Origin of the sequence: Methylosinus sp. LW4 (genome assembly GCF_000379125.1) — a bacterium.
Classification (GTDB): domain Bacteria; phylum Pseudomonadota; class Alphaproteobacteria; order Rhizobiales; family Beijerinckiaceae; genus Methylosinus.
The window spans coordinates 38,327-62,582 of sequence record NZ_KB900626.1 but is presented as its reverse complement, the minus strand read 5'-3'; the positions used below and the strand labels follow the sequence as shown (position 1 = coordinate 62,582).

The 24,256-nt window shown below is 64.1% G+C and carries 22 protein-coding genes; 13 read left to right on the top strand and 9 right to left on the bottom strand.

Features of this window, described 5'->3' with window-relative positions; translation table 11 throughout:
* Positions 1 to 3: 3 nt before the first annotated feature.
* The 3 genes from METLW4_RS0100280 to METLW4_RS0100270 all read right to left on the bottom strand — a co-directional run bounded on the left by METLW4_RS0100280 (position 4) and on the right by METLW4_RS0100270 (position 1,710).
* On the bottom strand, positions 4 to 204 hold the full coding sequence (locus METLW4_RS0100280) for a helix-turn-helix transcriptional regulator (protein ID WP_018264195.1): 201 nt from the start codon (positions 202 to 204) through the stop codon (positions 4 to 6).
* A gap of 593 nt (positions 205 to 797) precedes the next feature.
* Positions 798 to 1,301, bottom strand: coding sequence for a DnaT-like ssDNA-binding protein (locus tag METLW4_RS0100275; RefSeq protein WP_157234704.1), 504 nt, complete (start codon positions 1,299 to 1,301; stop codon positions 798 to 800).
* Positions 1,302 to 1,572: 271 nt separating this feature from the next.
* The gene (locus METLW4_RS0100270) at positions 1,573 to 1,710 is read right to left on the bottom strand and encodes a hypothetical protein (protein ID WP_157234702.1); all 138 of its coding nucleotides are present in this window, start codon (positions 1,708 to 1,710) and stop codon (positions 1,573 to 1,575) included.
* 318 nt (positions 1,711 to 2,028) lie between these two features.
* Here METLW4_RS0100270 and METLW4_RS0100265 point away from each other — a divergent pair, with 318 nt between their 5' ends.
* The 8 genes from METLW4_RS0100265 to METLW4_RS0100235 all read left to right on the top strand — a co-directional run bounded on the left by METLW4_RS0100265 (position 2,029) and on the right by METLW4_RS0100235 (position 9,510).
* Entirely contained in the window at positions 2,029 to 2,748 is a 720-nt protein-coding gene (locus METLW4_RS0100265; RefSeq protein ID WP_018264192.1) for a response regulator, read from the top strand.
* Positions 2,745 to 4,217, top strand: a complete 1,473-nt coding sequence (locus METLW4_RS0100260; protein ID WP_018264191.1) for an ATP-binding protein — start codon at positions 2,745 to 2,747, stop codon at positions 4,215 to 4,217. Before METLW4_RS0100265 ends, METLW4_RS0100260 begins: the two co-directional genes overlap by 4 nt.
* Before the next feature lie 139 nt (positions 4,218 to 4,356).
* Positions 4,357 to 4,722, top strand: coding sequence for a c-type cytochrome (locus METLW4_RS23500; RefSeq protein WP_018264190.1), 366 nt, complete (start codon positions 4,357 to 4,359; stop codon positions 4,720 to 4,722).
* A gap of 73 nt (positions 4,723 to 4,795) precedes the next feature.
* Positions 4,796 to 5,428 (top strand): 7-carboxy-7-deazaguanine synthase, encoded by a 633-nt coding sequence (gene queE, locus METLW4_RS0100250; protein WP_018264189.1) that lies wholly within the window; start codon positions 4,796 to 4,798, stop codon positions 5,426 to 5,428.
* On the top strand, positions 5,425 to 5,802 hold the full coding sequence (locus METLW4_RS0100245) for a 6-pyruvoyl trahydropterin synthase family protein (RefSeq protein ID WP_018264188.1): 378 nt from the start codon (positions 5,425 to 5,427) through the stop codon (positions 5,800 to 5,802). The genes queE and METLW4_RS0100245 overlap by 4 nt, the downstream gene beginning before the upstream one ends.
* 265 nt (positions 5,803 to 6,067) lie before the next feature.
* A complete protein-coding gene (locus METLW4_RS27450) occupies positions 6,068 to 6,259 on the top strand; it encodes a plasmid mobilization protein (protein ID WP_157234700.1) in 192 nt (63 codons plus the stop codon).
* Complete coding sequence (locus tag METLW4_RS26815) at positions 6,259 to 7,956, top strand: DUF262 domain-containing protein (protein ID WP_083919162.1); 1,698 nt, start codon at positions 6,259 to 6,261, stop codon at positions 7,954 to 7,956. The genes METLW4_RS27450 and METLW4_RS26815 overlap by 1 nt, the downstream gene beginning before the upstream one ends.
* Before the next feature lie 297 nt (positions 7,957 to 8,253).
* Complete coding sequence (locus METLW4_RS0100235) at positions 8,254 to 9,510, top strand: Hsp70 family protein (RefSeq protein WP_018264186.1); 1,257 nt, start codon at positions 8,254 to 8,256, stop codon at positions 9,508 to 9,510.
* A gap of 7 nt (positions 9,511 to 9,517) precedes the next feature.
* On the opposite strand, the gene METLW4_RS0100230 is transcribed toward METLW4_RS0100235, so the two are convergent.
* The gene (locus METLW4_RS0100230; protein WP_018264185.1) at positions 9,518 to 10,870 is read right to left on the bottom strand and encodes an ATP-binding protein; all 1,353 of its coding nucleotides are present in this window, start codon (positions 10,868 to 10,870) and stop codon (positions 9,518 to 9,520) included.
* Complete coding sequence (locus tag METLW4_RS0100225) at positions 10,867 to 11,529, bottom strand: response regulator transcription factor (protein WP_018264184.1); 663 nt, start codon at positions 11,527 to 11,529, stop codon at positions 10,867 to 10,869. Before METLW4_RS0100225 ends, METLW4_RS0100230 begins: the two co-directional genes overlap by 4 nt.
* Positions 11,530 to 11,660: 131 nt before the next feature.
* On the opposite strand from METLW4_RS0100225, the gene METLW4_RS0100220 reads away from it, so the two are divergent.
* From METLW4_RS0100220 to METLW4_RS0100210, 3 genes are read left to right on the top strand one after another with little or no spacing between them, the layout of a single operon-like run.
* The gene (locus METLW4_RS0100220; protein WP_018264183.1) at positions 11,661 to 12,785 is read left to right on the top strand and encodes an efflux RND transporter periplasmic adaptor subunit; all 1,125 of its coding nucleotides are present in this window, start codon (positions 11,661 to 11,663) and stop codon (positions 12,783 to 12,785) included.
* 12 nt (positions 12,786 to 12,797) lie between these two features.
* Positions 12,798 to 15,938, top strand: a complete 3,141-nt coding sequence (locus METLW4_RS0100215; protein WP_018264182.1) for an efflux RND transporter permease subunit — start codon at positions 12,798 to 12,800, stop codon at positions 15,936 to 15,938.
* A gap of 5 nt (positions 15,939 to 15,943) precedes the next feature.
* On the top strand, positions 15,944 to 17,257 hold the full coding sequence (locus tag METLW4_RS0100210; RefSeq protein ID WP_018264181.1) for a TolC family protein: 1,314 nt from the start codon (positions 15,944 to 15,946) through the stop codon (positions 17,255 to 17,257).
* Between the two features lie 43 nt (positions 17,258 to 17,300).
* On the opposite strand, the gene METLW4_RS0100205 is transcribed toward METLW4_RS0100210, so the two are convergent.
* The 4 genes from METLW4_RS0100205 to METLW4_RS0100185 form a co-directional block, all read right to left on the bottom strand.
* Positions 17,301 to 18,908, bottom strand: coding sequence for a L,D-transpeptidase family protein (locus tag METLW4_RS0100205; RefSeq protein WP_018264180.1), 1,608 nt, complete (start codon positions 18,906 to 18,908; stop codon positions 17,301 to 17,303).
* Positions 18,909 to 19,461: 553 nt separating this feature from the next.
* On the bottom strand, positions 19,462 to 20,067 hold the full coding sequence (locus METLW4_RS0100195) for a TPM domain-containing protein (RefSeq protein WP_018264178.1): 606 nt from the start codon (positions 20,065 to 20,067) through the stop codon (positions 19,462 to 19,464).
* Complete coding sequence (locus METLW4_RS0100190; protein WP_026191127.1) at positions 20,067 to 20,873, bottom strand: TPM domain-containing protein; 807 nt, start codon at positions 20,871 to 20,873, stop codon at positions 20,067 to 20,069. The genes METLW4_RS0100195 and METLW4_RS0100190 overlap by 1 nt, the downstream gene beginning before the upstream one ends.
* A 92-nt stretch (positions 20,874 to 20,965) precedes the next feature.
* Entirely contained in the window at positions 20,966 to 21,562 is a 597-nt protein-coding gene (locus METLW4_RS0100185; RefSeq protein WP_018264176.1) for a LemA family protein, read from the bottom strand.
* A 274-nt stretch (positions 21,563 to 21,836) separates the two neighbouring features.
* On the opposite strand from METLW4_RS0100185, the gene METLW4_RS0100180 reads away from it, so the two are divergent.
* Together METLW4_RS0100180 and METLW4_RS0100175 are read left to right on the top strand one after the other, a co-directional pair.
* Positions 21,837 to 22,535, top strand: a complete 699-nt coding sequence (locus METLW4_RS0100180) for a hypothetical protein (protein WP_157234698.1) — start codon at positions 21,837 to 21,839, stop codon at positions 22,533 to 22,535.
* 305 nt (positions 22,536 to 22,840) lie between these two features.
* The gene (locus tag METLW4_RS0100175; protein WP_018264174.1) at positions 22,841 to 24,223 is read left to right on the top strand and encodes a M20/M25/M40 family metallo-hydrolase; all 1,383 of its coding nucleotides are present in this window, start codon (positions 22,841 to 22,843) and stop codon (positions 24,221 to 24,223) included.
* The last annotated feature ends 33 nt before the right edge of the window (positions 24,224 to 24,256 follow it).

Below are 24,256 nucleotides of genomic sequence, written 5' to 3'. Positions count from 1 at the left end.
TGGTCACGCCGCTTCGTTTGCGTTGAAGCGCTTCTGTTTCCAGGCGCGCACGTCGTCGAGCCGCCAGAGCGGGCGAAGGTGAAGCACGATTGGAGGGGGGAAATCAGGCAAGGTGACGAGCTTGCGCACAAGGAACGGACTCACGCCGAGCGTGGCCGCGATTTCGCTCTTGTTCAAAAGAATGGTGCCGTCGAATTGGTTCATGTGTGGCCGTGATCCAGGTGAGGGATGGCACAGCCCCGCCTGCTTTGCGACGCGAGGGACTGAACGTCGCGCAGGTTCGGGACTGTGCCAGTTGCCGCCGTCGCCTTGGAGTAAGAGGCGGGCCTGCCTGATACAGGCCCAACGGCGGGCTTTCCGCGCTTGTGTGACCGCTCCCATTAGCCCCGACAGCGAATGAGATTGGCAGCGCGAAACTGAATTAGGAGGAAGCGCGGCGAAGGCTCTCTCAGAAGGACTCAAAAAAAAATCTCTGTCCTTCGCCGCGCTGTTCCGATCGCCTAGCTTGGAGTAGATGGCCTGCGGTCGGAAACTTAGTTTGAGCCGATCTATTCTTTGACCTGCCATTGCCTTGATGACAGGAAAGATTCATAGATCAAAACGAGCCAATCCCCGATTGGTCGCCGCCACACTTGTCATAGAAACACGCGCTCGGCAAAACACGGTGTTTAGATGGCGCTGTATGGCCTTCGAACTGTCCATAATAGTAAATTAAATTGTATAAAAAGTAAACAAATCTGAACTCGCGGCTCAAAATGATTCTATCAACTGTTGCATAAATACAATAGTCGTCCGGCCTAGTGGACAATCTTCTTTGAGCCTAGTTCATTCCCCGGCGAGCCTAGTCCAAACAGGACGAACTTAAGCCAAGAGGGGCATGGTGACTTATACCACCCCTGCTGATATTCAATCTCGAAGGTATCGCTGCGAAAGCGACGGATGCCCGCTTGGTCCGCGTCGTCATTCGATAGCAGGTAATTAGCGATCAGCGCCGTTGCGCGACGGACCTGCGATGGAACGATGTTGTCGGCGACAGGCCGGCGCTCACGATCACGGGCATTCTTTCGAGGCCAGCCGAGCGCCTGAGTCGTTGACTTTGACTTGCCGGACCATGTGACGTGATCGTCTAGCCAGAGCGTCGCGGCGATGATGAAACGCGCCTTGGTGTCCGCGTCGAGCGATTTCCAGGCGCACAAGTCCAACGGCTCAAGCGCGAGGATGGCGTCGGCTTGGGCTGAATCAATATAACTGTTAGCGCCTGAGATAGATGCGCCGGTTTCAACTGTGACTGTTACTGACATTAGACTCACTTTTAATTGGTAGGATGAATCAAATTATACAATAAAATCTGGCCTCGACCTATACTTTATTAGTCTGGACCTGTCATTGGCGACCTTCCGCCTCCTTCTCCACTTCTATGGTCGTGGGAGCGATCGTGCTGCGTCTCGGCGGAGTCCGACACCATATTATATGTGTGGTCGGCGAGACCGGAGCGTCGGGGGGATTTTTGGGGGTTTTCTTGGGGGTCCAGCTCCCCGCGTGAGTCATAACTGATTGAAATATAATATATAATCAAAACGCGGTCACGTAGACGTAGAAATCATACCATTCGACGAGATTGCCCAGCGAGCCGACGATGATCGCCTTCAGCCGGCGGGCGGCCTCGGCGAGGCTCTCCTCCTCGAGCGTTTCCTCGCGCGCGTCCGCCAATCCGCCCTCGCCTCTCGCGCCGAGTTTCTCGCGACATGTCTCTCGCGACATGTCTCGGTCGACTATGGGCCGGCGCCGGCGCGGACGCAAATCCGCGCATCGAGCCGCTGCGAACGCCCCCGCGTTTCCGCCGTTTGTCCGCCGCGCCGCGCGCCGCCTCGCGAGCGCGGACGGGCTCGTCCCAAAAATGGCGGGAAAACGCCTTGGTCGCGCCCGCCCTAATTCCGACCCGGAAACGATCGAGACATATTGGCGGGATAGACCTCGATCCGACGCGACGGCCAGGCCGCCGCCCACGATTCCCTCAGGTGCGCTCGAGTGACGAAGACAGACGCGATCCTCCTGGTCGAGGACGACTCCGAAATCGGCGAATTGATCTCTCGCTATCTGCAGACCCATCAGATCGACGTCTCCGTCGTCGCCGATGGCGCGACAATGGACGCGGCGCTCGCCAAGCGCGAGTTCGACCTCGTGATCCTCGATCTCAATCTGCCGGGCGAGAACGGCCTCTCCATCTGCCGCCGCCTGCGCGCCGACCGCAATCTGCCCATCGTCATCGTCACCGCGCAGGGCGAGGACGTCGACCGCATTCTCGGGCTCGAGATGGGCGCCGACGATTATCTGGTGAAGCCCTTCAATCCGCGCGAATTGCTCGCCCGCATCCGCTCGGTGCTGCGCCGCGCCCGCGCCGCCTTCGCCAGCCGCGACGAGACGAGCTCGCGCTATTATCTGTTCGAAGGCTGGCGCGTGGACATAATGGCGCATCAGGTGACGACGCCCGCCGGCACCAAGGTGGCGCTCACCAGCGCCGAGTTCGATCTTCTCTACGCGCTGTGCGAGCGGCCCAATCGCGTGCTGACGCGCGACCAGCTCATCGATCTCACCCATGGCCCGACTGCCGGCCCCTTCCAGCGCAGCATAGACGTGCTCATCAGCCGGCTGCGCCAGAAGATGGAGGGCGACCCCAAGAACCCACGCTATATTCAAACCATACGCTCGGAGGGCTATTTGTTCACGCCGCAGGTGGTGCGCGCGTGAGGCGTTTCTGGCGCGCGCTGCGGCCCGATCATCTCGCCGGGCAGATCGCCATTCTGGTGCTCGCCTCGATCGTGCTGTTCCACCTCTGCGTGACGATCGCCGTGCATGTCTTCCACTATGAGCGCGGCGGCGTTCGCGAGGAACGGCCGCCGCGCGCGCGCGCCGCTTCCGCCGAGACGGCCGCCGCTCTCGCCTGGGCCTTCGATCTCGCCTCCCTCGCCGATCGCGAGAAGCTCGTCGTCGTTTTCGACGACCTCACCCATGGAATTCGGCCGAGCGTCTCCGCCGAGCGTCCGCCCGCGGCGCAAGCCGGCCGCAGCGAGCCTTCGCCGATCTCGCTGCGCGGGCGGCTATGGCCCGATGCAGAGGTCTTCGGCATAGCGCCCGACGGCCGTCGCCTCGCCATTGCGCTGCGCAAGGGCGGCTATCTGACGCTCACCCCGATCTCGCGCGAACCGCGACGGGACGCGTTCGGCGAGGACGGCCCGCGCGGCCCGCCGCCGGATGATTTTTTCGGCGCGCCGGGAGGCCCCGCGCCCCCGCAGCCACAGGGCTGCCCGGCGCCTACGCCCGATCTGCCGCATCTGTTGGGCATCTGGCTCGCCTCGGCGTTCTTCTTCCTCATCTGCGCCGCCATTTTGACGCTGTGGACCTCGAGCGCGGTCGTCGCGCCGCTCGTCGAGCTCGCCCACAGGGCGGAGAAATTCCCGAGCGAGTCCTGCGAGAGCGCCCTGCTGGTGGAAAAAGGCCCGCAGGAGGTGCGCGACCTCACGCGCTCGCTCAACCGCATGCAGGCGCGCATCTATTCGATGATCGCGGCGCGCTCGCGCGTGCTGGCGGCGATCAGCCATGATCTGCGCACCATCATCACGCGCATGCGGCTGCGCGCCGAATTCATCGACGACGAGGCCTTGCGCGCCAAAATGCTGCACGACGTCGAGCTCATGGATTCGATGCTCTACAAGAATCTGCTTTTCCTGCGCGAGGAGCGCTATCGCCACACGCAGGAGATCGTCGATCTCGACAGCGTGCTGCAGACGGTGGCCGATCAATTCGCCGATCTCGGCCATGACGTCGCCTATGAGGGCGACGGGCGGCGCATGGTGATCGGCTCGCTCGTCGATCTGCAGCGCGTCTTCGCCAATCTGGTCGAAAACGCCGTCACCCATGGACGCCGCGTGGTCATATCGGTGGCGCGCGGAGCCGAGGAGAGCGTCCAGATCGACGTCGCCGACGACGGCCCCGGCATTCCCGACGCGGAAAAGGCCGAGGTCGTCGAGCCTTTCGTGCGCGGCCGGCCGGGACGCAATCTCAACGAGCACGCCGGCTTCGGCCTCGGCCTCTCCATCGTGCGCGCCCTCCTCGAGGAGGCCGGCGGCTCGCTGCGGCTGCTCGACCGCGAGCCGCATGGCCTCATCGCGAGAGTGACGCTGCGGCCGGCCGAAAAAGCCGAGGCGGAGGCGGCCTGATCGGCGCCCGCGCCTGCGCTGTCTGGTCGCGGCCCCTCGGCGCGACCCGCGATTCTCGGCGGCGCGGATTCGTGGTCTCATGTCTCTTCTGCGAGTCGGGCGAGCCGCCCGCTCTCGCGACGAGCCGGAGGAGCCCCGCATGAAACTCTCGCGCCACCTCTTTCCGTCGCTGGCCCTGCTCGCGGCCTTTTGCGCGCCGGCCGCCGCCGGCGACGCCGGCCAAGGGAAGCGCATCGCCGAGCGCTGGTGCTCCGCCTGCCATGTGGTGACGAGCGCCCAGAAGACCGCCAACGCCGACGCCCCCTCCTTCGCCGACGTCGCCCAGCGCCGCACGGACGCCAAGGCCCTGGCCAATTTCCTCGTCGATCCGCATCCCAAAATGCCGGACATGCATCTCTCGCGGCGCGAGATCGACGATATCGTCTCCTATATCCGCAGCCTCGACCCGCGCCCGCGCGCCCCAGAGCCGGGCATAGACCGCTATGAGCGGCCGAAGAACGGGTGAACGCGCGGCCCCGCTGGACCCCCGCCGCGCGAGGCCCTAATCAGTCCCGATCGCTCCACGGGACCAAAAAACCATGGCCTATGCGGTCAAGGAAGCCTTCAAGACGCTGCAGGGGGAGGGCCGCCATTCCGGGCGGGCCGCCGTCTTCTGCCGTTTCGCCGGCTGCAATCTGTGGAGCGGCCGCGAGGCCGACCGGAGCGCCGCCGACTGCCGCTTCTGCGACACGGATTTCGTCGGCGTCGACGGCGAGAATGGCGGGAAATTCTCGGGCGCCGAAGCCCTCGCCGCCCATTTGGCGCATCTCTGGGGGGAAGGCCGCGAGCGGCGTTTCGTCGTCTTGACCGGCGGCGAGCCTCTGTTGCAAATCGACGCCGCGCTTCTCGACGCGCTCCACGCCGAGGGTTTCGAGATCGCGGTCGAGACCAATGGGACGCTTCCCGTCCCGCCTGCGGTCGACTGGATCTGCGTCAGCCCCAAGGCGGGCGCGCCGCTGGTCCAGACCAGGGGCGACGAGCTCAAGCTCGTCTATCCGCAAAAAGGCGCCGAGCCGGAGCTGTTCGAGGGGCTCGCCTTCGACCATTTCCTGCTCCAGCCCATGGACGGGCCGGAGAGTTTGCGCAATACGAGGGCGGCGATCGACTATTGCCTCGCGCATCCGCGCTGGCGGTTCTCGCATCAGACGCATAAGGCCATCGGGGTGAAATGACGGTTCTGTTCGAAGTCTATCGGGAGTTCTGCTTCGAGGCGGCGCACGCCCTCTACGACCCGGATCACCCGACCGGCGGGAAATACCGCAATCTGCACGGGCATTCCTTCCGCGTGCGGGTGACTTTGCGCGGCCCGCGCCAGGACGGCGAGGAATGGGTCATGGATCTCGGCAAGCTCGGCGCGCGGCTGCAGCAGCTGCGCGAGCGGCTGGACCATTCCTTCCTCAACGAGCTGGAAGGGCTCGGCAAGCCGACGCTCGAAAATCTCTGCGTCTATATATGGAACGACCTCGAGCCCTCCCTGCCGGCGATCCACGAGGTCGGCATTTTCCGCGACACCTGCAATGAAGGCTGCGTGCTGAAGAAGCAGTGAGGGCGAATAGTCCTGGTTGCCTCGTATCCAGAGAATTTGACCCGAGACTGATGACCCAGTCATCAGTCTCGGGGCCGACCACCATCGGTTGCACAGGCGCCTCCTCTGCCGAAAAGGCTGTAGTCGCACTGCAATCGGAGCGGCAGTTATTAGGCGCGCAGTCGATAAGAGCAACAAATGTGGGCACAATTATCCCACGCGTCAATACCTATATTGCGTATGTGTGTTAATTGTGGGAACATTCCTCCTTGACGGAGGACCGGAAATGCAGAAGACTGAATCCATGAAGCTCCGACTCCAGCCAGAAGAGAAGCGGGCGTTCGAAGAAGCGGCTGAACTGGCGGGTATCCCGCTATCCGCATGGGTCCGCGAGCGGTTGCGGCGAGCATCGAGAATCGAACTTGAAGATGCGGGACGACGAGTTCCCTTCGCAAGACTCAGGCGAGATGAAAAATAATGGACACGGTATCTACAGGGCTAAGTTTTGAGGAGCGAGGCGTTGCCGAAGCGATTGCCCAGCGCACATTGCGGGTGCCTCTCAATCAGCGATCCTATGCCTGGTCTGAGGATGAGGTCCAAACCCTCTTGGACGATCTTTATCGCGCCTTTGACGAAGGTGTAGCAATATATTTTCTTGGCACAATTGTTTTGACACGTGGACATAATAAAGATTGGGAGGTTGCCGATGGCCAGCAGAGGCTTGCTACGACATCGATTTTGATTGCAGCCGTCAGGGACTTCCTGCTGGAGTTGGGAGACGTTGACGGCGCATTAAAATATCAATCCACGTTTCTTCTAGATTACGACCCACGCAAGAAGGATTCGACTCCGAAGTTTTATCTGAATTTTGAGGATCATGACTTTTTTATTTCCTCCGTCCTAAAATCACCGAAGGATAGAAAGCCATTTATCGGACAGCATTTTAATTCGCATGATCGACTGTCAACAGCAGCCAAACTCGCGGCAAGTCATGTAAGAAAAATAGTCGCGGCTCTGCCACAGAACGAAAAAGCCACCAGACTCTATGACTGGATAGATTTTCTTCGAGAGTCTGCAAAGATAATTATTATTATGGTTCCAGGAAAAGTCGGCAACGCATTCAAAATGTTCGAAACATTGAATGCCCGAGGCATGGACGCGTCACAGATAGACATTTTGAAGAACTTCCTATTTGATCTTGCAAAGGAAAGAATTTCTGATGTCCACCCTCGGTGGATTCAAATGATTACTGTAATAGAGGGCTTTGGAGAGGACGACCTTCTCTTAAAGTTCGTGAGGCACTTCTGGGTATCACAACACGGCCCAACAACTGAGAGAGAGTTAGGAAACGCAATCGAAACGTTTGTGAAAGGTGAGCGTCAAGCTGTCGAAACTATCGCAGCGCTTTCCTCAAATGCGAGCGATTACATCGCTATATTATTACCTAGAGACCACTCAAGGTGGAACGAATTTAGCCGCAGCGCAAAAGATTCCTTGTATACAATAAGTCACGAGCTCGGAGGCGAGCAGATTCGTCCACTGATCCTTGCTGTCGTTCGAAACTTCTCTGTCAAAGAAGCCGAAAAGGCGTTAGAGTTAATGGTATCCTGGTCGGTCCGATTTCTTATTGCTGGCGGCGGCGGCGGCGGAGTGCTGGATAAGAACTATGGCTTAAGGGCACGAGACATAACAAAGGGAGACATCTCCACAGCAAAACAGCTTCGAGATAAGATGGCTGATGTCGTCCCAAACGATGAGAGCTTCAAGAGGGCGTTTTCAACAGCAACTGTTCGCAAGACAAATCTTGCGAGATACTATCTAAGAGCAATGGAGCTGTACGTAAAAGATGAAAGACATCCACAACTGCTGCCAAATGAAGATACTGCGGCAGTTAACCTTGAGCACATACTTCCTGTAACCCCTTCTGTAGATTGGGATATTGAACCAGACGTCGCTAGCGCGTTCTACAAACGCATAGGCAATATGGCGCTGTTAAACTCTCGGCAAAACGTAGACCTCGGAAACAAATCATTCTTGCAAAAAAAGGCGACCTTGAAGGCAAGCCCGTTCGTGTTGACCAGCGAAATCGCAAAAAATAGAACCTGGGGACCAAAACAAATTGAAAAGCGCCAAGCGGAATTGGCAGAATATGCCGTGAAAGTTTGGCCCATTTGAACGATCGTGCGCTTTGTGACTGGTTGCATGTGCCATTGATTTGTACGTCTCTGATCCAGAGACGCTCTCGTTGTGCCGTGCAAATCGATCCGAGCAAAGATTTCCAGTCGCCCCCCGCCCATTTGCAAATCCGCGCGAAAAATTGCAGTTTCGCGCCAGATTTGGACGGCCGCCCTCCCCGCGGCCGCGCCCCAAAGCCGACAACCCCCATCGCTCCGTCATCCGGCCGATCTTCGTCGGCGCGGCGGCGCGTTTTTCGCTCTGCGCTCGCGCGGCGAACAGCAAGGAGACAATCGCGTGAGCCTCGCTTGCGGGATCGATTTCGGAACCTCCAACTCCTCCGTCGGCTATATGGCCGAGGGCGAGCCGAGGCTCGTTCCGCTCGAGGGCGACAGCGTCTCGCTGCCAAGCGCGATCTTCTACCCCGCCTATGGCGGCAAGCTCGGCTTCGGCCGCGCCGCCATCTCGCTCTATATCGACCGCGAGAATGGCCGTCTGTTTCGCGCCATCAAGAGCATTCTCGGCGGCTCGCTCATTCACGAGACCACCGCCGCCGGCGGCAAGCGCGTCGCCTTCACGGCGATATTGGGCAGCTTTCTGCGCCATCTGAAGGACAAGACCGAGCTGAGCGCCGGAGCGCCGATCGACAACGCCGTGCTCGGCCGCCCGGTCTTCTTCGTCGACGACAATGAGGCCGCCGATCGCACCGCGCAGGAGCAGCTCGCCGCCGCCGCCCGCGCGCAGGGCTTCAAAGAGGTGCTCTTCCAATATGAGCCCATCGCCGCCGCGCTCGATTACGAGCGGCGCATCGAGCGGGAGGAGATCGCGCTGATCGCCGACATTGGCGGCGGCACCTCCGATTTCTCCATTGTGAAGGTCTCGCCGAAGAATCGGCGCAAGATCGACCGCAAGGACGATATTCTCGCCAATTCCGGCGTCCATGTCGGCGGCACCGATCTCGACTATCGGCTGAGCCTCAAGCAGGTCATGCCCTTGTTCGGCTATCAGACGCGGCAGCGGAAGCGCCCCGAGCTCGATCTGCCCAATGGCTATTTCCACGATCTCGCGCAATGGCATCGCATCGCCTTCCTCTACAACAACAAGAGCCTCGAGGAATTGAAGCAGCTGCGCGCCATCGCCGGCGAGCCGGAGAAGGTCGAGCGTTTCATCAAGGCGATCGACGATCGCGCCGGCCATCGCGTCGCCGGCGATGTGGAAGAGGCGAAGATCACGCTCTCCGAATCCGCGACGGCGATGATCGATCTCGCCTATCTGGACGAGGCGCTGCTGATCGAGACGTCGCGCGCGCTGTTCGAGGAGACGATCGCCAATGAATGCCGCAAGCTCTCCGATTGCGTCGCGCGCTGCCTGAAGGCGGCGGGCGTGAAGGCGGCGCAAGTCGATACGGTGTTCTTCACCGGCGGCAGCACTTTCATTCCGGCGATCGAGCGCGCCTGCCTCGTGCATACGCCGCAGGCGAAGATCGTGCGCGGCGACAAATTCGCCAGCGTCGGCGTCGGGCTGACGATCGATTCGGGATTGAAATTCGGCTGAGCTGCGCTCAGCCCGCCGCGGGAAATTCGGCGGCGCCGGACAAATCCACCTCCACGCGCAGCCCGCCGAGCGCCGAGCGCGAGAAGCGCATGTCGGCGCCATAGGCGTCGAGAACATCCTGCACGATGGCGAGGCCGAGGCCGGCGCCGCCGGTCTCGTCGAGACGGCCGCCGCGGCGACGGATCAGCGCCTCGCTGCCCTCCGGCAGGCCCGGCCCGTCATCCTCGACGATAAAGACGCCGCCACCGAAAGAGATGCAGATGCGCGCGCGCGCGTGACGGGCGGCGTTCTCCATCAGATTGCCGAGAATCTCCATCAGATCGACGCGATCGACGGCGATGCGCGCCTGCGGCGCGACGCGCATGTCGAAACGCGCCTCCGTCCCCGCCGAGACGAGCGTGCGCGCCAAAGCGTCCACCACTTCGGCGACCGGCGTCGGCGCGCCGCCGCGCGCGACGCCGCGGCTCCTCGCCCGCGCCAGCTCGCGCGCGACATGGCGATGCATGGCGTCGCCGATGCGATCGAGCGAGCGCGCGATCTCGGTCTCGCCCTTCTCGCGCAAGAGCCGGGCGTCGGCGGCGAGCGCGGTGAGCGGCGTCTTCAAGCCATGGGCGAGATCGGAGGCGCGATTGCGCGCGCGCTCGATCTCCTTGTCGCGCTCGTCGAGCAATCCGTTCACCTCGTCGATGAGCGGCTGCACCTCCGGCGGCGCCGGCGAATCGAGCCGGCGACGACGACCCTTGGCGATCTCGCCCACCGCCACGCCGAGGCCGGCGAGCGGCGCGAGGCCGAGCCCGACCTGAATCCAGGTGGCGAAGGCGAGGCCGATCGCGATGAGAAAGAGCGCGACGAACAGCTCGGCCGCAAAAGCGTCTCGCGCGCGGGCGACGCCGGCGAGATCGAGCGCCACCAGCACGCGCAGGCGCGACGGCGCCGCTCCGCCGAGCGCGACGCAACGCTCGCCGCCGAGCAGCGCATTGCCCCAGGGCCCGCGCAGGCGATGATAGATGATGCGCTCGCCGCTTTCGCAGCGGCCGGAGAATTCCAGCGCCTCGTCGCCGAGCGAGGCGGAACGCTCGACGTCGCTTCCGTCGTCGCTGGCCACCTGCCAATAGAAGCCCGAGCGAAACCGCGCGAAACGCGGGTCCGGCGTCGCGGTGATGACGCGCAGCCGTCCATCGGAATCCACCGCGAGATCGGAGACGAGCTGGCGCACATAGGTCTCTATGTCGTCGTCCATCGTGCGCTCGACATGATGCTCGAACAGCAGCACGAGCACGAAGCCGACGAGCGCCAGCGCGCCGGCGATGGCGGCGGCTCCGAAGAGAAACAGCCGCAGGCGCAGCGAGCGCGTTCTCATCGGTCGAGATCGGGCATCAGATAGCCGAAACCGCGCCTGGTCTCGATCGCCTGCGCGCCGAGCTTCTTGCGCACGCGGCCGATCAGCACTTCCACGGCGTTGGAGCTCTGCTGGTCATGGCCATAGACATGCTCGGCGAGATCCGATTGCGGAACCACCTGCCCACGCCGATGCAGAAGATAAGCGACGAGACGATATTCGATCGCCGTGAGCTCGACCGTATTGTCGTCGACCTTGATGGTCATGCTGCGCTCGTCGAGCGAAAGCGCGCCATTGCGCGTCACCGAGGAGGCGTGGCCGGCCGAGCGGCGAATGACGGAGCGCAGCCGCGCCAGCAATTCCTCGGGCTGGAACGGCTTGGGCAGATAATCGTCGGCGCCCGCGTCTATGCCGGCGACGCGCTCGCTCCAGGAGCCGCGCGCGCTCAAGGCCAAGACCGGCATGCGGCGGCCCTGCTCGCGCCAGCGCTCCAGCACGGCGAGCCCATCGAGCCCCGGCAGGCCGAGATCGAGAATGACGGCGGCGAAATTCTCCGTATCGCCGAGAAACCAGGCCTCTTCGCCATTGGCGACAATGTCCACGACATAGCCCGCCGCGCGCAGCGCCTTCGCTACGTCGCGGGAAATGCGCTCGTCATCTTCCACCAGCAATATTCGCATGGGCAAGGGCTGCGGTGCTATGCTCCGCTCGAATTTGGTCGTCGCGTCAGCGTCGAGTTCGAGCTCGTCAGCTTTTCGTCAGCTTCGATAAGCGAAATTGCGCGTAGACGCAAAGACCGGTTCCAGGCGGAATGAACATACAAAAGTTTCAGCATCTTGCCGTCATCGTCGGACTGGCCGGCGCGCTTCTCGCGAGCGTGGCCCGCGCCGCCGACGAGGTCTCCATTCCGCTGCGCGAGCAGGACATTCAAGCCGCGGGCATAGAGACGAAGCCGGTGGAGAAAAGCTCCGGCTCCGACGAGCTCGTCGTTCCCGGAACGGTGACGGTTCCGCCGCAGCAATTGCGCATGGTGGCCGCCCCCGCCGCCGGCCTCGTCGAGACTCTGCTGGTCTCGCCGGACGAGGAGGTGAAAGCCGGCGATCCGATCGCGACGCTCAAATCCTCCGAACTGATCGAGGCGCAGCGCGCCTTTCTGCAGGCCGCCGCCGACGCCGCTCTGGCCAATGAGAAGCTGCGCCGCGACGAGCAGCTGTACAAGGAGCGCATCATCGCGGAGCGCCGCCTTCTGGTGACGCGCGCGGAAGCCGCGCAGGCGCGCTCTCTCCAGGACGAGCGCGGCCAATTGCTGGCGCTGGACGGCATGAGCGAGCAGGCGATCGAATCGCTGCGCAAGGAGCGCAAGATGGGCGCGGCGCTCACCGTGCGCGCGCCCATGTCCGGCGTCATTCTCGCCCGCCATGCGACGGTGGGCGATCGCGTGATGGCCTCGGCGCCGCTCGTCACCATAGCGCGGCTCGATCCGATATGGGTCAATCTGCAAATTCCCATCGGCCGCGCCGCCGGGCTCGACCGCACGGATAAGGTCGTGCTGCCGAGCCATGGCGTCGAGGGAAGGCTGATTCGTATCGGCCGCACCGCCGATCCGGCGACGCAATCCATCACCGCCGTCGCGGAATTCTCGCCCGGCAAATCCCCGATTCGACCCGGACAGGCGGTGCAGGCCATTCTGCGCATCAAAGGAACCGGCGGGACGCTCTGGCGCGTGCCGGCCGACGCCGTCGTGCATCATCGCGACAAGGACTGGGTGTTTCTACGCTCCGCCGATGGTTTCCGCGCCGTGCCGGTGATCCTCGTCTCGGAGACGCCGCAATATGCGTCGATCCAAGGACGGCTCGCCGTCGCCGATCAAGTGGCGACGCGGGGCATGCTGACGCTGCTCGCCGAGCTTGCGGCGAAAGACCCGAGCGCTAAGTGAGCGAAACGCGACATGCTCGATAAACTCATCAAAGCGGCGCTGGGCCAGCGGCTTCTGGTCTTTCTCGCGGCGATCGCTCTCGCCGCCTGGGGCGCGCACGCCTATTCCAAGCTGCCGATCGACGCTTTTCCCGATGTCGCGCCGGTGCAGGTGCTCGTCTCCATGCGCGCGCCGGGCCTGACGCCGGAGGAGCTGGAGAACCGAGTCACCGCGCCCATCGAGATCGCCGCGCGCGGCATTCCCAATCTCGTGCGCATGCGCTCGACGACGCGCTATTCCGTGGCGCTGCTCACTTTCGAGTTCAGCGAAGGCACGGATATTTTCTGGGCGCGCACGCAAGTGAACGAGCGCTTGGCCTCGGTCGCCGATCAGCTGCCGGCGGGCGCCTCGGGCGGCCTCGCGCCCATCGTGACGCCGCTCGCCGAAATGCTGATGTTCACCCTCGTCGGCGGCGGCCTCACCCCGACAGAGCAGCGCAGCCTCGTCGATTGGACCATACGTCCCGCATTGCGCGGCCTGCCCGGCGTCGCCGACGTCAATGTTCTCGGCGGCTTCGTGCGCACTTTCGAGGTCGCGCCCTCGCCCTCCGCCATGGCGGCGCGCGGCATCACGGTGAAGATGCTGAAGGACGCGCTCGCGGAGAACAACCGCAATGACGGCGCCGGCCGCGTGCGCGACGGCGAGGAGGCGCTGCTGGTGCGCGCCGAGGGACGGCTGCGCACGCTCGACGACATACGCTCCGTCGTCGTCGCCGCGCGGCCGACCGGAATCGTGCGCGTCGGCGATGTGGCGGATGTGCGCAATGGCGCGCTGGCCCGCAATGGCGTCACCACGCGCAATGGCGAGGACGAGGCCGTATGGGCGCTGGTGCTGGGCCTGCGCGGCGCCGACGCCAGCACGGTCGTCTCCGGCGTCAAGGCCAAGCTCGAGGAGCTGAAGCCGCGCCTGCCGGAAGGCGTCAAAATCGAGATTTTCTACGACCGCAGCGAGCTCATCTCCAAAGCGGTGTGGACGGTGCAGAAAGTGCTGATCGAGGCCATCGTCCTCGTCGTCATTCTGCTGTTCCTCTTCCTCGGCAATCTGCGCGCGGCGGTGGTCGTCTCGCTGATCCTGCCGCTCGCCGCGCTCTCCACCTTCGCCATCATGCGGCTCTACGGGCTCTCGGCGAACATCATGTCGCTCGGCGGCCTCGCCATCGCCATCGGCATATTGGTCGATTGCGCCGTCGTCGTCGTCGAGAATGTCGAGCATCGCCTCGCCGGAATGGAAAAGGCGGATATTTCCGACCGCGTTCGCATCACCTACGAATCGACGCGCGAGGTCGCCGGCCCGCTCGTCTCCGGCGCGGTCATCATCATCACCGTCTTTTTGCCGCTGCTCTCGCTCGAGGGGCTCGAGGGGCGGCTGTTCGCGCCGGTCGCGCTCACCATCGCCTTCGCCATGGGCTCGGCGCTCATTCTCTCGCTCACAGTGGTGCCCGCGCTCGCCGCCTCTCTGCTGCGCGCCGGCGGCAGCGACGAGCCTTGGCTGGTGCGCAAAATCTCCGCCTTCTACGATCCCCTGCTCGAGCGTGCGCTGCGCCGGCCCATGGTCGTCGGCGCGGCCGTGACCGTCGGCCTCGCTCTGGCGCTGCTCGCCTCCAACCACATCGGCCAGACCTTCATGCCGGTGATGGACGAAGGCACGCCGGTTATCACCGTGCGCAAGCATCCGACCATCAGCGTCGACATGACCGCCGAGACCGACATGCGCATCGAGCGCGCGCTGATGGCGCGCGTGCCGGAGATAAAGGGCGTGATGGCGCGCGCCGGCGCGGACGAGCTCGGCATCGACCCCGTCGGCCTCAATGAGACCGACATGTTCCTGACGCTCGCGCCGATGGACAAATGGCGCGAGCCGAACGTCGCCTGGCTGCTCGGCGAGATGCGCAAGGTGCTCGACACTTTCCCCGGCATTTCCTACTCCTTCTCGCAGCCGATCGACATGCGCGTGCAGGAGATGATCATCGGCGCGCGCGGCGATGTGGTGGTGAAGGTCTTCGGCGACGACATAGACGAGCTGAACCGCCTCGCGCGCGAGATCGCCGGAACATTGCGCAAGATCGAGGGCTCGCGCGACGTCTTCGCGCTGCAGAATGACGGCATGCGCTATCTCACCGCGCGCATCGATCGCCTGGCCGCCGGCCGCCTCGGCCTCAACGCCAGCGATATTCAGGACGGATTGCGCGTGTGGGTGGACGGCACGCAGGTCGGCCTCGTGCTCGAAGGCCCGGTCCGCACGCCGCTCGTCATACGCGGCGATCCCGTCTCGCGCCGCTCGCCGGTGGATTTCGCGCGCGTGCCGGTGGTCTCCGGCGACGGCAAGGTGGTGGAATTGTCGCAGCTTGCCGACATACGCGCAGAGAACGGTCCGATTCAGGTCATTCGCGAGGAGGCGCGGCGCTACGCCACCGTGCTCTCCAATGTCACGGGGCGCGATCTCGTCGGCTTCGTCGACGAGGCCAAGGCCGCCGTCGCCAAGGAGGTGCATACGCCGCCGGGCTATGAGCTGGTGTGGGGCGGGCAATTCGAGAACCAGCAGCGCGCCTCGGCGCGGCTCGCCATCGTCGTGCCGCTGGCGCTGGGGCTCATCTTCCTGTTGCTCTATCTCACCTTCAATTCCATGTCGCAGGCGGCGCTGGTGTTCTGCAACGTGCCTTTCGCGGCGATCGGCGGCGTCATCGGGCTTTGGCTCTCCGGCGAGTTCCTCTCCGTGCCGGCGTCCGTCGGCTTCATCGCGCTCATCGGCATCGCCGTGCTCAATGGCGTGGTGCTGATCTCCTATATCAACAAGCTGGTCGCCGAGGGCCGCGCCGTGCATGACGCGGTGCGCGAAGGCGCCCGCCGCCGCATGCGTCCCGTGCTGCTCACCGCGACCATCGCCGCGCTCGGCCTCGCGCCCTTCCTCTTCGCCAAGGGTCCGGGCGCGGAAATCCAACGGCCGCTCGCCATCGTCGTCATCGGCGGCCTCGTCACCGCCACCGCTCTCACGCTGCTGCTCTTGCCCATTCTCTACGATCGCTTCGACTTCAAGCGTCTGCTGCGCAAGCGCGCCGCGACGCAGCCCGCCGTCACCACGGCGCCGGATTCCCGCTGGCGGATTCAGCGCCGATGAAACCTATGCGCTGCGTTTCTCCGCTCCTCTCGACCACGCTCGTCCTTCTCCTCGCCGCGAGCGCGGCCGCGCAGACGAAGCCCAAGCTCACCGTCTCGCCGCTGCCGCCGGGGATAGAGGCGAAGCCCAAAGCAAAGCCGAAAGCGCCGGGCAAGCCCTTCGGCCTCGTGCTCACGCGCCATCTCGATCAGGCGATCGGCATAGATGCGCAGAGCGCGGCGCTGGAAGCGCAGCGCCGCGCCGTGTCCGCACGCTATGCGCAGGCCAATTCCTTCACGCCCGGCTCGCCCTTCTTCGGCGGCTCGCGGCAGGAGCGCGTCAAAGGCAATGTGCAGGGCTATCGCGAATCCGAGCTCGAGATCGGCATGCCGATCTGGCTGCCCGGCGAGCGCGAGGCCTATGAGCTCAATGTCTCCGCCGGCGTCGTCGAGATCGACGAGCGTCTGGCGCTGCGTCGGCTCGATGTCGCGGCGCTGCTGCGCGACGCCTGGTGGACGGCGCAGCGCACGGCGAAGGACGCGGCCGTCGCGCGCGATCGTCTGGCGACGGCGCGCGATATCGGCAATGACATGAAACGTCGCGTCGAGCTGGGCGAAAACGCCGCGCAGGACGAATTGCTCGCGCGCAATGAGACGCTCGCCGCCGAGACGGAAGTCGCGCAGACCGACGCCGCCGCCAAGGCCGCGCGCGCCGCCTATGAGGTGCTGACCGGCGGCGGGACGCCGGATGGAACGCTGGAGGCGCCATTGCCGGCGCGCCCGCCGGAGGAGCATCCGGCGCTGCGCGCGCCGCTCGCCGCCGTCGGGAAAGCGCAGGCGCAGATGCGGCTCATCGAGACCGGCTTCATCGACAATCCCGAGATCGCCGTCTTCGGCCGCAATGAGCAAGGCACGGAGCCCGCAACCGAAAATCCGATCCGCTCCAACAATAATACGGTCGGCGTGCGCTTTCGTATTCCGCTGCCGACGCCCGGCCGCAATATTCCGCGCATCGCCGAGGCGCAGGCGGAGATGGATCGCGCCAACGCCGAATTCGCCCGCGCGCAAAGGCTGGTCGCGGCGGAGATCAACGCCGCGCGCGCCGCCGTCGCCGCAGCGCGACGCGCCGACGGCCTCTCGGCCAAGCGCCTCGCCGTGGCGAGCGAGCAGTTCGATCTCGCGCGGCGCTCCTTCCGGCTCGGCGAGATCAATGCGTTCGATCTCTATCGCGTGCGTCAATTGCAGCTCGACGCGCAGCGCGCGCGGGCGAGCGCGGCCATCGATCTCGGCGTCGCATTGTCGCGCCTCAATCAAGCCTTCGGCTACGCGCCGACTCTGTGACCTCGAGGAAGGGCGAGCCTGAAGGCTCGCAATCCATGGGACGTCACCCCTCGAGCCCGAGCGCCTGCCGCACCTTGGCGGAATAGCCGTAGAGATCGCCGCGCAATTGCAGGCGTCCCGCGTCATCCACGAAAGCGGTGAAATATTCGATGTGGATCGGCAGCGGCCGCGAAAGATTTATGTAGCGCTCATTGCCGCCGATGAGCTTGCGCACACGCTCCTCCGGCCAGCCGCTGCCCGGCCCCAGCACCGCCTCGGCGAGGCGGAAGGGCTGATCGACGCGCACGCAGCCGTGGCTGAGGGCGCGATGCGCCGAAGCGAACAGCGCATGATTGGGCGTGTCGTGCAGATAGACGGAGAAATCATTGGGGAACATGAATTTGATGCGCCCGAGCGCATTGGATTCGCCGGGCTTCTGCCGCACGAAAGTCTGTCCCTTGCGCGTGATCACCTCATAGCCGCGCGCGGCGATGGCGCCGAGGTCGCCGCCGAATTTGGGCAGCATCTCTTTCGTCAAAATCGACGGCGGCACGTTCCAATAGGGATTGACGATGATGAACTGCATCTTGTCGGAGAACACCGGCGTCGGCGTGCCCTCCTTGCCGACGATGACGCGAGCGCGATGCGCGACATGTCCGTCGCGCACCAGAGCCAGCTCGAAATCGGGAATGTTCACCTCTATGCGGCTCTCGCCGAGCTCGCGCGGCAGCCAGCGCCAGCGCTCCATATTGGCGATGATCTCCGCCTCCACCTGCGCATTGGAGCGGCGCGGCGGCGCGCTCGGCGCCTCGCGGCCCGGGGCGGCGTCATGCGCGATCGAATGCGCGGCCTCGGCGAAGCGCCTGTCGAGCTCCGGCAGGCCGGCGCTGCGCAGTTCCACCAGCTTTCCCCGCAACGCGCGATAGCCCTCATGCGGCGGATTATAGTCTTGCAGAAGATCGCCCGCGCGCGATCCTGCGGCGGCGATCGTCGCGAGCACGGCGCCGGCGTCCGGCAGAGCGGGATGCGCGCCGATGAGACGCGACAGACGTCGCGGATCGATGCGTCCGCCGGAGGCCTGAGCCGCATAGGCGACGACCGCCTCCGACAAAGCGAGCTCATCCGCATCGCCGCCGAGCTTCGTCTCCGAAGGATAGGCGAGACCGCGCAGATCGAGACCATCGTCGCGCGCGCGGCTCAGCCGCTCTATGGCGGCGGGCGCCGAGGCGCGCCAGGCGCCGGCCTCGCGCCACAAAGGCTTATAGGCGCGCTGCGCATAAAAGGCGGCGACCGCTTTGCGCCGCGCGCGCTGCTCCACGCCGCGCGCCGCGCCGGCCCAGGAGTCGAGCGCGAATGCGAAAGCGCGCTGCTCCACGTCGAGCAGCGCCTCGGCGACATCGAAGCCGCCGGCGACGGGCAGCACGGCGAGCGCGGTGGAGTTGACGACGGGAAGCAGCGCCGATGTCTCCGGCGGCGCGAAAATCTCCGACGGCGGCTCTTCCATGCGCAGCCAGGAGACCTCGAGCTGCCGCACCAGCGGCGGCGGCGCGACGGTGAGCGGCGCGCGGAAAGGCGCGCGCGGCTCGGCGGCGGCGCCCGAGGACGAACCGAGTCCGACTGCGAACGCCAGAACGGACGCACGCGCGAAACTGCCGCGGAACACCATGCTCATCTGCCTCACGCCACCGGGCGGCGCCACGCTTTCACGCGGGCGATCCGCACACCAATGCTCACGCGCGCCGCTCTCGACTCGCGCCTTACGTATATTAACGTAAACGGGTTAATGCTTGGAATAGCTTCCGCGCATCGCCGCCACAGAGATTGCTTTTCCATTAACGACGCGGCGACGGCGGAGTCGAGTTGCGGCTATCGCGCGCCCGTCTCGCAATTAGCTGGGCGCGACTTTTTGTAGCCGCCGCGCTTTCCGCCGCAAATTCAATTCGCTCGAGCGCTTCGCGCCATTCTGCCGCATGCGCGCGCAATTGTCGGCGATGAAAACGCGGCGCAGTTTTCCCCACGGCGATGCGCTGCGTCATCGTCACAAGAAAAATTGCACTGAGGGAGAATCGTCATGCACAGCAATGCGGAGCTCTTCAAAGCCGTCGCCGGCATCGTCGGCGCGCTCGCCTTTTTCATCGTCGTCCTTCACCAGCTCACCCGCCTGATCGGCTGAGAGCCTTCTCCTCGCGCGACTTCCCGGAGCGCCCCGGCGTCTCCGGGATTTTTCAGATCACATAGATCCGGTCCGGCAGCTCCTCATGGCCGCCGGGCGGCACATGTTTCGACAAGAGCCGCGCGCATTCGCCGATCGCATCGACAAAGCCGTCGGCGACGCGGCCCTCGCGCACGCGCGCGAGCAGAAGATCGAGCGCCGCGCGCCAATCCTCCTCCGGTATTTTCGCCGCGATCCCTTCGTCCGCGACGATGCGCGCATAGCGCTCGCCGAGCGAGACGAAAATGAGCACACCGGTGCGCTCCCTGGTCGCCGAAACGCCGCGCGTGAAAAATTGCTCGATCGCCGCGCGATGGGCGCGCTCGCGCTTGACGAAGCGCGGCGTCAGCGCGAGCCGCAAGGGCGGCAGCGAAAAGAGCAGCGCCGCGCCGATGAAGACGAGAATCTGAATGGCGAGAATGAGCCGCACGCCGAGCTCGGTGAAGAAGACGAGCGGCCAAGGCGCGATGAGCGCGATGAGCGCCGCCAGCAGCGGCGGCACATAGGCGTAATCGGAGGAGCGGCGCGCCAGGACGCAGACGATCTCCCCCGCCGTGCGCCGCTCGGCGGCGGCGATCGCCTCCGCTATGCGCGCCTGATCCGCTTCCGAAATGGGCATCACCAATCCCCCGAGGCGCCGCCGCCGCCCGACGAGCCGCCGCCGCCGGAAAATCCGCCGCCGCCATCGCCCCAAGATCCGCCCCCCGACGAGGAGCCCCCGCCGCCCCAGGAGGAGCCGCCGGACCAGCTGTCGTTCGAGGGCGGAAAATAGACGATCGGCCCGCGTCCGCCGCGATAGAGGCGCCGCCCGCCGCCGCGGGCGTTGGCCAGCATGGAGAAGAAGACGAACATGAAGAGCAGGAAGATGATGAAAGGCACGATCTCGTCGAAGCCCGGCTCCGAATGTTCGGCGCGCACTTTCACGCGCTTTTCCCATTCGGCGGAATCGCCGCTCAGCACCTCGATGATTCCATCGACGCCGCGCTCGATTCCGGCGCCGAAATCGCCGGTCTTGAACTTGGGCGTCACCGCCGTGGCGATGATGACCTTGGAGAGCGCGTCGGTGAGCGTGCCCTCGAGCCCATAGCCGACCTCTATGCGCATCTTCCGCTCATTGGGCGCGATGAGGAACAGCACGCCATTATTGACCTTGGCCTCGCCGAGCTTCCAGAAGCGGAACAGGCCATTGGCGAAAGTCTCTATATCCGTGTCCTGCAGCGACGGCACTGTGGCGACGACGAGCTGAATGCCCGACTTCTCCTCCAGCGCCTTCGACTTGGCCTCGACCTCCTGCCGCGCCGCCGGCGGAATAATATGCGCGTCATCGACGACGCGGCCGGTGAGCGCGGGGAAATCGAGCGCCGCGAAGGCGAACGCCGGCAGCAGGAGGAAGACCAGCAGAGCGAGGCTTCGTGTCCCGCGCATCGTGGCGAAGACGCCGCGGCGACGCGAAGGCCACGAAGGAAGCGACGGCATCAGCGGCGATCTCCCATAGAGCGTTTTCTAAAAAAGAGATTCTAGAACTTCACCGTCGGCGCCTGCTCCGCGCCGGCGTTGGCGGTGAATTCGGCGAGCGGCTTGGTTCCGGCGAAGACGGTCTTGGCCCAGAGCAGCGTCGGGAAGGTGCGCAGCGATGTGTTGAACTCCCGCGCCGCCTGAATGTAATCGCGCCGCGCCACATTGATGCGGTTCTCCGTGCCTTCGAGCTGTGACTGCAAGGCCAGGAAGTTGGTGTTGGATTTCAGATCTGGATAGGCCTCGCTGACCGCGAGCAGCCGCCCCAGCGCGCCGGAGAGCTGTGCCTGCGCCTCCTGGAACTGCTTCAATTTTTCGGGATCGGTGAGCTGCGAGACATCGACCTTGGCCTGCGAGGCGTGAGCACGCGCCTCCGTCACCGCGGTGAGCACGTCCTTCTCATGCTTGGCGTAGCCCTGCACGGTGGCGACGAGATTGGGGATGAGATCGGCGCGGCGCTGATATTGCGCCTCCACCTCGGCCCATTTGGCCTTGGCTTCCTCCTCCTGCGTCGGAATCGTGTTGTAGCCGCAGCCCGAGAGGGAGAGCGCGAGGAAGAGAGCGGCCAGCAGAGACGGCCGGCGGAGCGAAAAATTCATCCGAAAGTCTCCTCATGACGTCATCCGCCCCACCGAACGGAGCGCGCCCATTACTTAGGCTGCACATGAGGGCTTGGGAAGTGCGGGCGACGCCGGAAAGGGGATCAGTGGTGGGGTCGGTTCGGATTCCGGCTTGCGACCCGAAGCGGCCACCCGTCAAGGACTCTGGCGAACGCCCACTTCGGGCGGCAAACAGCCTTCCCAACGGATTCCGATATATCTACTATTGTGGGCATGGCAATTAGTTCGTTACGCGTTAGACAGGGCTCGCCAGATGCGAATTTTTGCTCTTTTGCTTGCAGTCGATATTCTGGCCTACACGCCTTTGCCGACTCGGGCCGAGCAGCCCTCCGAACCAACTGAGACCGCTGCGCCTGTGTTGCGAGCCCAAACCTGCCGAGAATCTATCCCAAACACATCCACCGAAGAATTCAGCAAAAAATGCATCGCATTGGCTGGCCCACTGGCGGCGATGCGAGGCGGAATACTCGTCCTGCGCATGGACAATGGCGACAGAAAAAATTTCAAGAACAGGGATGAAACTGGCGCGATGGACGGAGGTTATGGCTATGGCCTCGCTGATTTCTATCCGTCAACGCATATTTTCGTCGTGGCAGACTTCGGGGTAGACGACAGCCACGTCATTGCTGTCGATGGTCGAACAGGACGCACGCTGGATTTCGGATATGCGTCCCCCCATTTTTCGCCGCTTGGAAATTCGGCGCTTACGATCGAATATGATGAAGACGGAGTGACCGAGTCTGGTTTCGCGATCTTCGATGTCCGAGGCAAAAAGCCAATTAAAATATGGGCGTCAAAAACGAGCAAGAAACGCTTGCCGGCGAAAGCCAAGTTCGCTGCATGGATCGATGACAGAACGATAAGATTTACGAGCTCCGGGCAAAAATCTGTGTTTCTTTCCCAAACCGACGATGGCGCTTGGGGCATAAGCACGACGACGCCTTCGAATTGAGGATGGCCTCGATGACGGGCCGCCCGCGCATCCGCCTGTAGATGTCAAAGCGGACTAAAGTGAGCATAATTCCGAAGTTCGCCTTCGGTCGATTCCCGTCGTTCGACCGTCTGCCTGGGAACGCCCGCTCCTGGCGCATAGCAGGAATTGCAACCCGAGCCGTAGCCTACAGAAGCGATAGATCCACCCGCGCAGCCGTCGCTCTTTTCATGACGCTCCATTCGCACTAGCTTCGGGACCAGCTTGCAGTTTTCATCGCGACTCGCGCTGCGCCGCGCAGCGCGACCCGTAGCGGAGCCTCTTTCATGTCGACGGAAAACGTTCTCCAATCCTTGGACGCCGATCTGCCCGCGGCCACGGATCGCCTCTTCGATTTTCTGCGCATCAAATCCGTCTCCACCGATCCCGCCTTCGCCGGGGAATGCCGCCGCGCCGCCGATTGGCTCGCCGACCAGCTGCGCGAGCTGGGCTATGAGGCGAGCGTGCGCGACACGCCCGGGCATCCGATCGTCGTCGGCCACGCCAAGGCCAAGCGGCCGGATGCGCCGCATGTGCTGTTCTATGGCCATTATGACGTGCAGCCGCCGGACCCGCTCGATCTGTGGGTCAGCGATCCTTTCGATCCGCGGCTGGTGAAAGGCGACAAGGGCGAGGAGATCGTCGCCCGCGGCGCCTCGGACGACAAGGGCCAGCTGATGACCTTCCTCGAGGCCTGCCGCGCCTTTCAACGCAATGGCGGCCTGCCCTGCCACATCACCTTCCTCTTCGAGGGCGAGGAGGAGACCGGCTCCCCCTCGCTGCCGGATTTCTTCGCCGCCAATCGCGAGGAATTGTCCGAGCCGGCGCTGGCGCTCGTCTGCGACACCGGAATGTGGAACGCCAAGACGCCCGCCATCACCACAATGCTGCGCGGCCTGGCGCAGGAGGAGGTGATCCTCACCGCCTCCGATCGCGATCTGCATTCGGGCATATTCGGCGGGCCGGTCGTCAATCCGATCCATGTGCTGGCCAAGATCGTCGCCGATCTCCATGACGCCGAGGGACGCGTCACGCTGCCGGGCTTTTACGACGGCGTCGCCGAGCTGCCGGAGGAGATCGCCGCGCAATGGCGCGGGCTGGAGTTCGACGAGACCGCGTTTTTGAAGAGCGTCGGCGTCGCGCGCCCGGCCGGCGAGCGCGGGCGCAGCGTCATCGAGCAAGTCTGGTCGCGCCCGACCTGCGACGTGAATGGAATCATCGGCGGCTACACCGGCCCCGGCGCCAAGACGGTGCTGCCGGCCAAGGCGAGCGCGAAAATCTCCTTCCGCCTCGTCGGGACGCAGGACCCGGAGAAGGTGCTGGACTCGTTCCGCGCTTTCGTGCGCGAGCGCCTGCCGGTCGATGTGCGCGCGGAATTCGTTCCGCATGGCGCCTCGCGCGCTCTGCAGCTGCCCTTCGGCTCCGAGGCGCTCACACGCGCGCGGCGCGCCTTGCAGGAGGAATGGGACAAGGAGGCGGCGCTCGTCGGCTGCGGCGGCTCCATCCCGATCGTCGGCGCCTTCAAGCGCGATCTCGGCATGGACACGCTGATGATCGGCTTCGCGCTCGAGGACGACCGCATTCATTCGCCCAACGAAAAATACGCCTATAGCTCGTTCAAGAAAGGCTCCCGCTCCTGGGCGCGCGTGCTCGCCGCTCTGGCGGCGTGAGCGCGATGACGCCGCAGACCTGAAACCGAAGGA

What these genes read in the sequence shown, in the direction of transcription:
- METLW4_RS0100280 (WP_018264195.1), bottom strand. Translation starts at nt 204, where the DNA reads ATGAACCAATTCGACGGCACCATTCTTTTGAACAAGAGCGAAATCGCG.
- METLW4_RS0100275 (WP_157234704.1), bottom strand. Translation starts at nt 1,301, where the DNA reads ATGTCAGTAACAGTCACAGTTGAAACCGGCGCATCTATCTCAGGCGCT.
- METLW4_RS23500 (WP_018264190.1), top strand. Translation starts at nt 4,357, where the DNA reads ATGAAACTCTCGCGCCACCTCTTTCCGTCGCTGGCCCTGCTCGCGGCC.
- queE (WP_018264189.1), top strand. Translation starts at nt 4,796, where the DNA reads ATGGCCTATGCGGTCAAGGAAGCCTTCAAGACGCTGCAGGGGGAGGGC.
- METLW4_RS0100245 (WP_018264188.1), top strand. Translation starts at nt 5,425, where the DNA reads ATGACGGTTCTGTTCGAAGTCTATCGGGAGTTCTGCTTCGAGGCGGCG.
- METLW4_RS27450 (WP_157234700.1), top strand. Translation starts at nt 6,068, where the DNA reads ATGCAGAAGACTGAATCCATGAAGCTCCGACTCCAGCCAGAAGAGAAG.
- METLW4_RS26815 (WP_083919162.1), top strand. Translation starts at nt 6,259, where the DNA reads ATGGACACGGTATCTACAGGGCTAAGTTTTGAGGAGCGAGGCGTTGCC.
- METLW4_RS0100230 (WP_018264185.1), bottom strand. Translation starts at nt 10,870, where the DNA reads ATGAGAACGCGCTCGCTGCGCCTGCGGCTGTTTCTCTTCGGAGCCGCC.
- METLW4_RS0100225 (WP_018264184.1), bottom strand. Translation starts at nt 11,529, where the DNA reads ATGCGAATATTGCTGGTGGAAGATGACGAGCGCATTTCCCGCGACGTA.
- METLW4_RS0100220 (WP_018264183.1), top strand. Translation starts at nt 11,661, where the DNA reads ATGAACATACAAAAGTTTCAGCATCTTGCCGTCATCGTCGGACTGGCC.
- METLW4_RS0100215 (WP_018264182.1), top strand. Translation starts at nt 12,798, where the DNA reads ATGCTCGATAAACTCATCAAAGCGGCGCTGGGCCAGCGGCTTCTGGTC.
- METLW4_RS0100210 (WP_018264181.1), top strand. Translation starts at nt 15,944, where the DNA reads ATGCGCTGCGTTTCTCCGCTCCTCTCGACCACGCTCGTCCTTCTCCTC.
- METLW4_RS0100205 (WP_018264180.1), bottom strand. Translation starts at nt 18,908, where the DNA reads ATGAGCATGGTGTTCCGCGGCAGTTTCGCGCGTGCGTCCGTTCTGGCG.
- METLW4_RS0100195 (WP_018264178.1), bottom strand. Translation starts at nt 20,067, where the DNA reads ATGCCCATTTCGGAAGCGGATCAGGCGCGCATAGCGGAGGCGATCGCC.
- METLW4_RS0100190 (WP_026191127.1), bottom strand. Translation starts at nt 20,873, where the DNA reads ATGCGCGGGACACGAAGCCTCGCTCTGCTGGTCTTCCTCCTGCTGCCG.
- METLW4_RS0100185 (WP_018264176.1), bottom strand. Translation starts at nt 21,562, where the DNA reads ATGAATTTTTCGCTCCGCCGGCCGTCTCTGCTGGCCGCTCTCTTCCTC.
- METLW4_RS0100180 (WP_157234698.1), top strand. Translation starts at nt 21,837, where the DNA reads ATGCGAATTTTTGCTCTTTTGCTTGCAGTCGATATTCTGGCCTACACG.
- METLW4_RS0100175 (WP_018264174.1), top strand. Translation starts at nt 22,841, where the DNA reads ATGTCGACGGAAAACGTTCTCCAATCCTTGGACGCCGATCTGCCCGCG.